The following is a 12,783-nucleotide window of genomic DNA, read 5'->3' on the forward strand; positions in this document are numbered from 1 at the left end:
TTTATAGCACCTTTTTGTTTATGGACGTATTGATAAAGTCACAATCTATAGTTAATAGAGGGTAACTTGGATGCTATAAAGTTTAAAATTACGTTGCAATCACACCCAGTCAACGTTATGAAGCAATGATACTATGAATGATCTGCAAAAAAACCTCAAGCTTGGTATTGTTGGTGGCGGGCAGTTAGCAAAAATGATGCTGCAAGTTGCTCAGCGCTTGGGGCTGTATGCTGGAATTTTAGACCCCAGTAGAGATTGCCCGGCAGCTTCTGTGGCGCATAAATACACAGAGGCTAGTTTTTCTGATGGTAAGGCAATTTTAGAGTTTGCAAATGATTTTGATTTTGTCACTTATGATCTGGAGCATGTTGATGTCAGTCAATTGTTGAATGAAGGCTCCAAAGTTAAAGAAAAGTTTTTCCCCAGGCCAGAAACACTTAGTCTCATACAAGATAAGTTGGTTCAAAAACAATTTTATCTTTCCCATGATTTGCCTACAGCAAAGTTGTTGCAAGTAAAAGATATTCAATATCCATGCATATGGAAAGCACGCAAAGGTGGCTATGATGGATATGGCGTAGCTCAGCTCAAATCTAAAGAAGATTTTTTAAATCTTAAAGATAAAGTGCCCTACCTGCTTGAAGAAAAAATAAACATTCAAAAAGAACTTTCAGTGGTGGTGGCAAGAGGAAAAGATGGTCAAATGGTTTACTATCCGGTGGTAGAAATCCTGGTTGATCAAGAAAAAAACATTCTTGATCGTTCTTGCAGTCCAGCCCAGATCAATGATGAGATTGCTTCTCAAGCAATTGCACTTGCGCTTAAAGTTGTTGAGAAGCTTGAAGGCGTAGGTTTATTTGCAATAGAGTTGTTGTTGGATGAAAACGATCAAATATTTATTAATGAAATAGCTCCAAGGCCGCACAATTCTGGACACCATACAATTGAAGGATTCAATGTCTCTCAGTTTGAGCTGCATTTGCGGGCTGTGTGTGGGGTTCCACTTATCCAGCCTGTTGCAAATAAAGCCTACTGTGGTGCTTTAAATTTGTTAGCCGATCCTTCCTATAAAGGTGAAGTGGAAATAATGGGTTTTTCACAAGCGATGTCCATGCAAAATGTATTTCTTCATATCTATGGTAAGCGACAAGCAAAACCTGGGAGAAAAATGGGACATGTCACTGTTTTGGCCGACAGTTATGAGGAGCTTATGCAAAGGATTGATCAATTAAAACAAGTGATCAATGTGAGAGGTAAGGAGAAGATATAATATGGTTGGAATAATTATGGGCAGTGACTCTGATTTAAGAGTGATGTCTGGCGCCAAAGATGCTTTAGATGAGTTAGGCCTTGCTTACGAAGTGAATATTGTATCGGCACATCGGACACCGCAAAGAATGTTTGATTACGCAAAAGATGCAAAAAAACGAGGTTTAAAAGTTATTATTGCTGGAGCAGGGGGAGCTGCACATTTGCCTGGAATGGTTGCTTCAATCACTTCATTGCCCGTCATAGGGGTACCAATTAAAGCAACAGATATGATGGGACTAGACGCACTGCTGTCTATTGTTCAAATGCCCGGTGGGGTTCCTGTGGCAACGGTAGCGGTGGATAATGCAAAGAATGCTGCTATTCTTGCAGCAAAAATTATTGCCTTAAGTGATGATAAAATTGAAAAGGCCTTGGAAAAATATACTGAAGATATGAAAAAAACAGTTTTAGCGAAAGCTCAAAAAATGGGAGATTATTAATATGCCTGATAAAAGTAACTTAGATCTGCTTAATGAATACATCAAAAAAAAGGGTTTAAGATACTCAAAGCAAAGAGAAGTGATTGCAAAAGCTTTTTTTAAGTCACAAGATCATATTGAAGTAGAAGATTTATTTGCTAGGATTCAAAAAGAAGATCCAAAAATTGGGATTGCAACGGTATACCGGACACTTAACTTGCTTAAAGAATGTGGTTTAGCCATCAAAAGAGATTTTGATACCGGTATTATTGTTTATGAGAAGGCACAAAAAAAGCACCATGACCACTTGATTTGTATTGAGTGTGAAAAAATCATTGAATTTGAAGAAGATAAAATAGAACGTTTGCAAGACAAAGTCGCTGTAGAGCATGGGTTTAAATTGACCTTTCACAAGATGGAGCTTTACGGTATATGCCCTGCATGTCAATCGTGAGTCATCCATGATCCCTAGACGGCCTATACCTGTAACGGAGCCCTTTTTATTAAAGCTGCGTTGGTTGATTAGGATTCGCTGGTTTGCCATTTTAGGTCAAGCAACAGTGACTTGGGTTGTTTTATTTGTTTGGCGTATATTGTTGCCGGTAGAGTTTTTTTTGGGTGTTCTTGCCTTAACCACCATGAGTAATGTTTTGGCAATGCTCTTAATGCATAGGAAGTTTATAAATAGGAACTCTATTCTTAAAGCATTGTTATTGTATGATGTTCTGTCCTTAACCGCACTGTTATGGTTTTCTGGAGGCTTATATAACCCATTTAAATACATGTATTTAATATATGTAGCACTTTCCGCTTTAATGCTTAGATCTTGGTGGAAATGGTTCTTGGTTGCTACAAGTGTCGGGTGTTATGCTTTTTTATATTGGTCACCAGTACCCGATGATTTTATTGCGTATATGCGAGCCAAACCAATTGGAGAAGTGGCTGCCTTTTTAGTGGCGGTTGGATTTATTTTTTCTTCTGTTTTTAAATTAACGCAGTCCTTGCTTTACGGAGAAAAAGTGATGCAGACTTTGCGGGAGAAGCAGTGGCAGAGTGAAAAATTAAATTCTTTAGCGACTTTGGCCGGGGGTGCTGCCCATGAGTTGGCGACACCTTTATCCACAATAGCAATATCAGCTAAAGAATTAGAGAAGCGTTTGGCCAAATATGATGGTTTTAAAGTAGAGAAAATGGACGCACGTTTAATTCGTGATGAGGTGAAGAAATGTCAAACCATTTTGCGACACATGTCAACCAAGTCAGGTGAATTGCATGGAGAAAGTATACAAGATTATAGTTTGGAACAAATGATGATTGAGTCTGCATCAGAATATATAGATAAAATTGAAGTAGATTGTGATTTGCCAAAAGATACAAAAATAAGAATTTCAGTTAAAACTTGCACCATGGTTTTAACGTCACTCTTAAAAAATGCTGTCCAAGCCCAAGGGTCTAAAAAAGTTTTGTTTAGAGCCTATAAACAAAGAAACCATCTTTTATTAGAAATTCAAGATTTTGGGGAAGGGATGAGTGGAGAAGTTTTGCAGAGAATAGGGGAACCATTTTTTTCATTAAAAGAACCGGGCCAAGGGATGGGTTTGGGAGTTTATATTGCAAGTGCCTATGTTGATAGTATTGGTGGAGAAATTGTTTATGATTCTATTATTGGAGAAGGTACAAAAGTGACATTGAAACTTCCGCAAAACATGATACAGGGGTGAGCGATGGACAAGAAAAAGATCAGCTTTTTAGTGCTAGATGATAATGATAGCTTTAGAATGCGTATGCGCGTGGGCTTAGAAGACCGAGGTTTTGAGGTTTATGAAGGCCGCAATGTTGATGAGGGGGTAAAGATAATAAGTCGCCATCCAATTCGTTATGCCGTGGTGGACTTGAGAATGCCCGGAGGTACAGGGTTAGATTTTTTGAAGCAAATACAAGGCATGAAGCATGCTTGTAAAATTCTTATTTTAACTGGGTATGGCAGTATTGCCACAGCAACGCAAGCCATACACCTTGGAGCAGTTAATTATTTGCAAAAACCAGTAGATTTAGATGATATCTTAAGAGCCTTTAATGAAGATTTTCAGAAAATTACACCCAGACCGCAAGATATTGAGACCCCATCGCTTGAACAAATAGAATGGGAACATATTCAAAGAGTCTTGGAAGATTGTGACGGCAATATCACTCAGGCAGCAAAAAAAATGGGTATGCACCGTCGTACCTTGCAAAGAAAGCTAAAAAAATACGCACCAACCAAAAGAGATATCTAATAGATTTTAAATAGGGGCAGTGAAGCTTTGTTGGTGGCCTTGTTCTTGTTTTTATTAGGTTTATTGGGTCCATTAATACATATAGACTGTTTTTTCTCTCATAAACGGTTTTACATTGTTTTTTGGCTAAACTAAATGCGTCATTTAATGTTTTTATTCAACGTAAGTTATTGAATAAAAAAGATAATTTTAAGAACATTATGCCACGGTGTTAAATGCTTTACCTCTTTTTAGTTTTGTTGTAACAGGGGCTGCGTGAAACCAATTTTTTCGAAAAATATTAATAAGTTATTGATGTTTATCCCCCTTGTGATTGCAATAGGCGGCGGTTTTGTTACATTTTTTGTTTGGTATTATATGTCGCCTTATTATTATGAGGTAGGCTATGTTCCTAAACAACCTATTCAGTATAGTCATGCCTTGCATGCGGGTGAATTAGGAATAGATTGTAGGTACTGTCATGCTACGGTTGATAAAGACTTTACCGCATCTATACCCTCAACAGCGACCTGCATGAACTGTCATACCTTGATTAAATCTGACAGTGAAAAAATTGCTCCATTAAAATACAGCTATGACAATAACCTACCTGTTGAATGGGTAAGAGTGCATGATTTGCCAGATTATTCAAAATTCAATCATGCAGTGCATATCAAAGCGCAAATCGGGTGTGCATCGTGTCATGGCGATGTTCAAAATATGGAGGTTGTCTATAAAGCACAACCTTTAAGCATGGGATGGTGTTTGGATTGTCATAGAAATCCACAAAAACATGTGCGGCCAAAATCTGAAATATACAATACCAGCTGGAAGCCTGGAAAAGATCATCAGCAATGGGCTGAGAAATTTGTAAAAGAAAACAACATTAAAGGTCCGGAGAATTGTACAGCATGTCACTACTAAAACATATGGCAGACAATGCCCAAAACATTAACGTTGATTTTATTGATGAGCCTAAACAATGGAAAAGTTTAGATGAGTATGCTCAGAGCCCTGAGTTTGAGAAATTTCTTCATAATGAGTTTCCTGAAGGAGCGGCATATCTAGAGGATGCTGTATCGAGAAGAAACTTTATTAAGTTGATTGGAGCTTCTTTGGCTTTTGCTGGTTTAAGTAGTTGTAGAATGCCAAAAGAAAAAATTGTTCCCTATGTCAATGACCCAGAAGGGGTTGTCCCTGGAAAGGCAAAGTATTATGCCACTTGGTTTAGACAAGGCAATAAGTCTTGGCCAATTTTAGCAAAATCATCTGATGGTAGACCAACAAAAATTGAAGGTAATCCGCTATCAAAACAAACAGGCAAAGCAACCAATGCATTTGCTCAAGCTGCTATCTTATCTATGTTTGATCAAGATCGTTTAAAAACTCCGCAGTATATGGGTGAGCAAAAGTCATGGAATGATTTTTCAAAAGTCTGGAGCGATTTATTAAAAGATCATGAAGCAAGCCAAGGTGAGAATTTGTATGTTGTTACAGGTACATCAAGCTCCCCAAGTGTGTGGCGACAAAAAGCAAAATTAAAAGCAATGTTGCCAAAAATCAATTGGTTAAACCATGAGGCCATGCATGATGCTCATCAGCTAGAAGCATTAAACGGTCATAAAGCAAGTTATGATTTATCAAAAGCTAAGGTGATTGTGAGTTTTAACTCAGACTTTATGCAATTTCATGATGAGAGTTTAAGCATGAGTCGTGCTTATGCAAAAGGACGTAAGGTTGAAGAGACCAACAATGATATGAACCGCTTGTATGTTGTTGAAACAGCCATGACTTTGACGGGTAGCAATGCAGATCATCGTTTGGCGCTTTCTTTTGCAGAAGTTGAAGATTGTATTTGGACTTTAGCAAACAAGCTCAATCTTGCCAGCGCAAAAGGTGCTCCAATTGTTCTGAGTGAAAAAGCTAAAAAATATTTAGAAGCCATTTTGAAAGATCTTAATGCCAACAAAGGTCAAAGCGTATTAATTGTTGGTCCTCAGCATAGTGCAAATATGCATGCCTTGGTTTATAAAATTAATGAGGCATTGAACAATGCAGGAAAAACTGTGCGTTATGTTGCTCAAGCTGATCAAGAAAACAACGTTGAAGACGTGTTAGGTCAATGGTTGGTGCAAACTAAAGGTAAAAACGATTACACAGTGGTTAGTATTGATGCTAATCCGGTTTATGCTTTTGCGGGACAAAAAGAAGTTCAGAACTTTTTTAATAATGCCAAACACAAAATTGCTTTAAGCTATGATATTAATGAAACCCAAGCTTGGGCGCAGTGGCAGTTGCCTCTTTCACATGATTTAGAAGCATGGTCTGATGCACAGTCTTTGTCTGGAGAGCAAGGTGTTGTTCAACCATTAATTGAGCCTTTGTTTAATTCAAAATCTTCATTAGAGTTTTTGGCTATTTTAAGCGGAGAAAAAGACGCATATGCTTTAAACCTAGTTAAGCAAACATGGGCGGATAAATTTATTGGTAAAAACAGAGATGCTAAAGCAATTTACTCTGATGGCTTTGAAAAAAAATGGAATGAACTTCTTAATACAGGTTTGTTGAGTAATGCTAATGGCGTGAGCGCAATTGGTTCAGTTCAAGTCAACAATGCCACAAGAGCAGAAAAAAATGCTTTGTCTGTTTATGTAGTTCCATCATCATCAACTTATGATGGCCGTTATGCCAACAATGCTTGGTTGCAAGAGACACCAGACCCTATCACTAAAGTAACGTGGGATAATCCAGCATTAATTTCTACGCAATTGGCAAAAAAATTATCCGTTAAAGATGGTCAATTGCTTGAGCTTGCACTTAATGGTGTAACATTGCGTTTGCCAGCAATGATTGTTCCTGGAACAGCGCAGGATAGTATTATTTTAACCATGGGCTATGGCCGGCAAGTGTCTGGCTGTGTTGGAAAAAATGTAGGGGTAAATGTTTTATCTGCTCTGCCTTTGGGACAGTTTGTGTCAAGTGTTGATGTGAAAGTTGTACCCGGTAATGAAAAAATAGCGACAACACAAAACCATGGCAGTATGGAAGGTCGGCCAATTGTTAGGTCTGCTAATATTCAAAAGTTTCTAGAACATCCTAAGTTTGCCCAGGAAATGGTAGAGCACCCACCGCTTGAGTCTTTGTGGAAAGAAAAAGATTACAACAGTGGTTATCAATGGGGGATGAGTGTTGATCTAAATGCTTGTATTGGTTGTACTTCTTGTGCTTTGGCTTGTCAGAGTGAAAATAACATTCCAGTTGTAGGTAAAGATCAAGTTCTTGCCGGTAGAGATATGAATTGGATGCGTATAGATCGTTATTTTGAAGGTAGTCCAGAAGACCCGCAAGTTGTGCATCAGCCTGTGATGTGTCAACACTGTGAAAATGCACCGTGTGAACAGGTATGTCCGGTTAATGCTACTGTCCATGATGATGAAGGCCTCAACGCCATGGTATACAACCGTTGTATTGGTACACGTTACTGCTCAAATAACTGTCCATACAAAGTGCGTAAATTTAACTTTTTAAATTACACCAAAGATACACCTGAATTACAAAAAATGGCGTTTAACCCTAATGTGACTGTACGTACCAGAGGGGTGATGGAAAAATGTACTTTCTGTGTGCAGCGTATCAATGAGAAAAAATTTGAAGCTAAGGTTGATGGCAGAGAGTTAAATGACGGTGAAGTCAAAACCGCATGTCAAGAGGTCTGCCCAACAGAGGCTATTTCGTTTGGTAATATTCTTGATAAAAATAGTCAGGTGGTTAAAGAAAAAAATTCTCCAAGAAACTATGCATTGTTGGCTGAATTGAATTCAAAACCTAGAACAAGTTATTTAGCTAAACTAAGAAACCCTAACCCAGAGCTTGAAGGGATTTAAGTATGCAAGAGTTGGCAAAAAATACAGATGCTGAGCAAAAACTAACGCTTAAGTATATTACTGAAAAAATCACATCCTTGATGGACGGTGTGGGTGTGCCAAAATACTGGCCATTTGCACTGGCTTTTACAGTATCGTTTTTGTTGGTGTTGTTTGGGTCTATTGGCTATCTTATTTTTAAAGGTACAGGAATTTGGGGTTTGCAGACACCCAATGCTTGGGGTTGGGCGATTATTAACTTTGTATTTTGGGTTGGTATTGGTCACGCCGGAACTTTGATTTCAGCTATTTTGTTTTTGACCAGACAAAATTGGCGTACATCCATTAACCGCTCAGCAGAAGCGATGACTATTTTTGCAGTTATTTGTGCCTTGGTTTTTCCAACCATTCACGTAGGTAGGGTTTGGTTTTTGCACTGGACCATGCCAATTCCAAACCAAATGAGCATGTGGCCAAATTTTAGAAGTCCATTGATGTGGGATGTTTTTGCGGTCAGTGTTTATTTTTCAGTGTCTCTGATGTTTTGGTTTGTTGGTTTTATCCCAGATTTTGCAACCATTCGTGATCGTAGCACTAACATGATTAAGAAAAGAATTTTTGGTGTCTTGGCTTTGGGTTGGAGATTCAGTCATAGACATTGGCAAAACTATGAAAAAGCCTATTTGATTTTAGCTGGTATTGCGACACCTTTGGTTTTATCGGTGCACTCAGTGGTGAGTTTTGACTTTGCCGTCAGTCAGGTGCCAGGTTGGCATACAACTATTTTTCCGCCCTACTTTGTGGCAGGGGCAATTTTTTCAGGTTTTGGAATGGTGCTGACATTGATGATTTTGGCGCGTAAATTGTTGGGCCTTAAATCTTTTATCACCATGGGTCACTTGGATAAAATTTGTAAAATTCTTTTAGCTACGGGTTTAATGGTTGGTTATGCCTATACCATAGAGTTTTTTGTTGCTTGGTACAGTGCCAATGAATATGAATCGTTCATTTTTCAACAACGTGCTTTTGGTCATTATGCTTGGGCGTATTGGATTATGTTTAGTTGTAATGTGTTTGTGCCGCAAATTTTTTGGTTTAAAAAAGTGCGTCAGAGTATTCCAATCATGTTCGTAGCATCGATTTTGGTTAATGTGGGCATGTGGTTTGAACGTTTTGTGATTGTTATCTCTTCTTTGTCTCAAGACTTTTTACCGTCCAGTTGGGGTTTCTTTAAGCCTACCATTTGGGATATTTCTACTTTTGCTGGAACCTTTGGGTTGTTTTTTACTGCAATTTTATTGTTTATTCGCTTTTTGCCGGTGGTGGCTATGGCTGAGGTGAAAGGAACTTTACCAGATAGTCAGCCGCATCATCATCATGATGAACACCATGAAAAGCATCAGGAGGAAGCGTAATGGCTAAAAATCTTGTAGGTATTGTTGCTCGGTTTCAAAAACCCGGTGAGTTGCTTAAAGCTGTTAAGGCGGTCAAAACCAAGGGTTATACTAAGTTTGATGCACATACGCCTTATGCTGTGCACGGTTTAGATGATGCTATGGGTTTAAAACCTTCTATTTTAGGATGGATTGCAGCCTTTGGTGCTTTAGGTGGAGGGATATCTATTTTTGCCCTGCAAGCCTATACCAGTGCTGTGGATTATAAAATTGTAGTTTCAGGTAAGCCTTTATTAAGTTTTCAAGCTTTTGTGCCCATTACCTTTGAGATAACAATTTTAGGAGCCGCGATTTTTACAGTATTGGGTATGTTTGCTTTAAATCAGCTTCCCATGTTGTATCACCCACTGTTTCACTCAGATGTTATTGCCCAAACAGGCGATGATAAATTTGCAATCAGTATTGATGCACTGGATCCAATGTTTGATGAAAATGAAACAGCGGATACTCTGAAAAATCTAGGTGCAGATTTTGTAGAGCATGTTTATGAAGGAGAAGAAAGTGAATAATTTTCTTGTACGAAAAAGCGTAGTCTTAGTTCTATTATTGCTTACTGCAAGTTTCCTGAGCGCTTGTTTAAGAGGTCAACCTTCAGAAAAACCACCTCTGCATGTTTTTTTAGATATGGATGATCAACCTAAATATCAAGCGTATGAAAAAAATGATTTTTTTGTTGATGGTTCGGCAATGCGTAAACCAGTCACAGGAACACGTGAGTTTATGCAAAAAGATTGGTCTTCAATTAATGGGAACAATCCACTGAAAGCGGATAAAGATACTTTGTTGTTAGGACAAGAGCGTTTTAACATTTATTGCTCTCCCTGCCATGGTATGGTGGGAGATGGCAAAGGAATTATTGCTAAAAGAGGCGCAAAATTTGGTTATGTAGCCCCAAGCAGTTTACATGACCCTACAGTCAGAGAAAGAAACGATGCACATTATTTTGATGTGATTAGCAATGGCATTAGGAATATGGGACCTTACGCTTCTCGCACTACTGCGCAAGAAAGATGGGCAATTGTACATTATGTTCGTGCATTACAATTAAGCCAAAAGTCATCCAGTAAGAATGTTCCAGAAAAGTATTTAAGCGAGAATAGATAACTCTAGGAAGGATAATAAAGTGGAAATTCAAAAATATAAAAATACTCGAAAAGCCAGATTGTTTGAAATTTTTGGCTGTGCTTTTTTGGTGTTATCAGGGGTAGGTTTGCTTAACCGTGCCCATCTTAAAGAGTTTATGTTTTCATTTTTAACCAGTAGCTTTTTTTGGTTGAGCATTGCGCTGGGGTCTTTGTTCTTTGTTTTTTTACATCATTTGGTGAGTGCCAAATGGAGTGTTGTGGTGAGACGTTTTGCAGAACAGACCATGAAAGTTATTCCTTGGCTTGGTTTAATCATAGTGCCAGTTTTCTTGTATGGAGCAAAAGATTTGTTTCCCTGGGCAGATGCTCACAAAGCTGCGCATGACCATTTGATTCACAAAAAGCAAGCATACCTTAATTTACCATTTTTTAATGTAAGAGCGGTGATCTACTTTTTGGTGTGGACTGGCTTAGCCACGGTTGTTGCTAAACTTTCAATCAAACATGATGAAACGGGTCAAAATAAGCTTATGGAAAAAATGAAAGGCTTGAGTGCTGGAGGAACCTTATTGTTTGCGCTGACTGCAACATTTGCAGCTTTTGATTGGATTATGTCTTTGGATCCACATTGGTATTCTACAATTTTTGGTGTGTATGTTTTTGCAGGTTGCCTGGTAGCTGTAATGGCTTTTTTATCAATCATTACATTGTATTTGCACGGTCAAGGTTATATGAAAAACATGATTACAGAAGAACATTACCAAGATCTTGGTAAACTGTTGTTTGCGTTTACTTGTTTTTGGGCCTACATCGCTTTTTCACAATATGTTTTGATTTGGTATGGTAACATTCCTGAAGAAACCGTTTGGTATGCTCACCGTTGGGTTGGCAGTTGGAAATGGATGTCCTTATTTTTAGTGCTGGGGCATTTTATTGTTCCGTTTATATTTTTATTGCCGCGTCCGATGAAACGTAACAGAAAAGTATTAATGGCTTTTTCTTTTTGGATGCTTTTTATGCATTTGGTTGATTTGATTTGGTTGATCTACCCTAATATATACCATCATGGTTATCACTTTCATTGGTACGATGTAACTCTAATGCTAGGATTTGGCTTGCTTTTTGTGGGAAGGGTACTTTCTAATTTATCAAAAGCATCCATTTATCCCATCAATGATCCTTTATTGCAAGAATCCATACACAGTATGAGCTAAGGAGAGAATAATGAGTCAGTTGAGTTATGAAAAAAAAGATGTATCCGTTGGTAAAATAGCATTGTACAGCTTTTTGCCGGTGGTTTTTTTGGTTTTGAGTATTATTGGTGTTCATTATTACTTGCAAAGAGCCCAGTTCAAGGCATCTTTGATGGTTAACCAAGCAGACCGCAGTGAAATTGATAATATGAGAATAGATGCCAATCGTCAGTTAAGATCTTACATTAAAAATGATGATGGTACGTTTATTATCCCTATTGATCGTGCCATAGAAATTTACACCGCGGAATAATGTAACGTAGGTGTTCAATGCTACGATTTTTTTTAATTTTAATATTTTCTCTGAGTAATTATTTTGCATCATGTTCTTTACTATTTGCGCAAGAGATCAAAGATTCAGTTACTGAATTAGAAAACGTTCAAATTCAAGAAAAGTTGGGGCAAAGCATTGATCTCAACTTAGCTTTTGTTGATCAGGATGGTCAAAAAGTTCTGCTTAAAGATGTTTTTTCAAAAGATAAGCCAACCATTCTTTCTTTGGTTTATTATGAATGCCCAATGCTGTGTACGCTTGTTCTCAATGGTATTACCGAAGTACTTGGAAAGTTAAAATTTAAACCTGGAAAAGATTTTGATCTAGTCAGTGTTAGTATTGATGCAGATGAGACACCTGATCTTGCAAAAACCAAGCAGACACTTTATTTGCAAGAAGCTGAAATTAAAAATGCCCAAGCATGGCCATTTTTAGTAGGGAGTGAGACCAATATTAAGGCTCTAGCGGATTCCGTAGGCTTTAATTTTGAATATGATAAATCCATTGATGAGTTTGCCCATCCCGCTGTGTTTTTTATTATCAGTCCGTCAGGTAAGGTTTCACGTTATTTTTATGGTGTACAACATAAGCCAGCCAATTTGCAGTTGGCTTTGACTGAAGCCAGTGAAGGTAAAGTAGGTTCAGCATTTGATAAGTTTTTACTTTATTGCTATCGCTATGACCCTGATTCTAAGGGCTATGTTTTGATGGCATGGAGAGTGATGCGAATTTCAGCACTAATTTCAGTGATTGCCATTGCATTGTTGTTATTAGGCTTAAAGAGAAGGGAAAAGATTTAAATTTAATGTGGCAATACGTCCAATAAAGCGAATTTGGTTAATATTAAATTAAAATTGATGTATAGGGAT

13 protein-coding genes are annotated in these 12,783 nt (G+C 37.9%); all 13 read left to right on the forward strand.

The window, feature by feature from the left end:
* The first annotated feature begins 133 nt into the window (after positions 1-133).
* Entirely contained in the window at positions 134-1,270 is a 1,137-nt protein-coding gene (locus PKC21_04265) for a 5-(carboxyamino)imidazole ribonucleotide synthase (protein ID HMR24553.1), read from the forward strand.
* Position 1,271: 1 nt separating this feature from the next.
* Positions 1,272-1,751, forward strand: a complete 480-nt coding sequence (gene purE, locus PKC21_04270) for a 5-(carboxyamino)imidazole ribonucleotide mutase (GenBank protein ID HMR24554.1) — start codon at positions 1,272-1,274, stop codon at positions 1,749-1,751.
* A gap of 1 nt (position 1,752) precedes the next feature.
* Positions 1,753-2,184, forward strand: coding sequence for a Fur family transcriptional regulator (locus tag PKC21_04275; GenBank protein HMR24555.1), 432 nt, complete (start codon positions 1,753-1,755; stop codon positions 2,182-2,184).
* A gap of 7 nt (positions 2,185-2,191) precedes the next feature.
* Positions 2,192-3,451, forward strand: a complete 1,260-nt coding sequence (locus PKC21_04280; GenBank protein HMR24556.1) for an ATP-binding protein — start codon at positions 2,192-2,194, stop codon at positions 3,449-3,451.
* 3 nt (positions 3,452-3,454) lie between these two features.
* The gene (locus tag PKC21_04285; GenBank protein HMR24557.1) at positions 3,455-4,006 is read left to right on the forward strand and encodes a response regulator; all 552 of its coding nucleotides are present in this window, start codon (positions 3,455-3,457) and stop codon (positions 4,004-4,006) included.
* A 255-nt stretch (positions 4,007-4,261) separates the two neighbouring features.
* Positions 4,262-4,909 carry a cytochrome c3 family protein gene (locus PKC21_04290; GenBank protein HMR24558.1) on the forward strand — a complete coding sequence of 216 codons (648 nt, stop codon included), beginning with the start codon at positions 4,262-4,264 and terminating at the stop codon, positions 4,907-4,909.
* A complete protein-coding gene (locus PKC21_04295) occupies positions 4,897-7,869 on the forward strand; it encodes a TAT-variant-translocated molybdopterin oxidoreductase (protein HMR24559.1) in 2,973 nt (990 codons plus the stop codon). Before PKC21_04290 ends, PKC21_04295 begins: the two co-directional genes overlap by 13 nt.
* An 80-nt stretch (positions 7,870-7,949) precedes the next feature.
* Complete coding sequence (gene nrfD / locus PKC21_04300; GenBank protein HMR24560.1) at positions 7,950-9,263, forward strand: polysulfide reductase NrfD; 1,314 nt, start codon at positions 7,950-7,952, stop codon at positions 9,261-9,263.
* Positions 9,263-9,811, forward strand: coding sequence for a DUF3341 domain-containing protein (locus PKC21_04305; GenBank protein HMR24561.1), 549 nt, complete (start codon positions 9,263-9,265; stop codon positions 9,809-9,811). The genes nrfD and PKC21_04305 overlap by 1 nt, the downstream gene beginning before the upstream one ends.
* Complete coding sequence (locus tag PKC21_04310; GenBank protein ID HMR24562.1) at positions 9,789-10,406, forward strand: cytochrome c; 618 nt, start codon at positions 9,789-9,791, stop codon at positions 10,404-10,406. Before PKC21_04305 ends, PKC21_04310 begins: the two co-directional genes overlap by 23 nt.
* Before the next feature lie 19 nt (positions 10,407-10,425).
* The gene (locus tag PKC21_04315) at positions 10,426-11,601 is read left to right on the forward strand and encodes a hypothetical protein (GenBank protein HMR24563.1); all 1,176 of its coding nucleotides are present in this window, start codon (positions 10,426-10,428) and stop codon (positions 11,599-11,601) included.
* 10 nt (positions 11,602-11,611) lie between these two features.
* Positions 11,612-11,893 carry a hypothetical protein gene (locus tag PKC21_04320; protein HMR24564.1) on the forward strand — a complete coding sequence of 94 codons (282 nt, stop codon included), beginning with the start codon at positions 11,612-11,614 and terminating at the stop codon, positions 11,891-11,893.
* Positions 11,894-11,910: 17 nt separating this feature from the next.
* Positions 11,911-12,714 (forward strand): SCO family protein, encoded by an 804-nt coding sequence (locus PKC21_04325; protein ID HMR24565.1) that lies wholly within the window; start codon positions 11,911-11,913, stop codon positions 12,712-12,714.
* The last annotated feature ends 69 nt before the right edge of the window (positions 12,715-12,783 follow it).

It is taken from the genome of Oligoflexia bacterium (assembly GCA_035326705.1).
Lineage (GTDB): Bacteria > Bdellovibrionota_G > JALEGL01 > JALEGL01 > JALEGL01 > JALEGL01.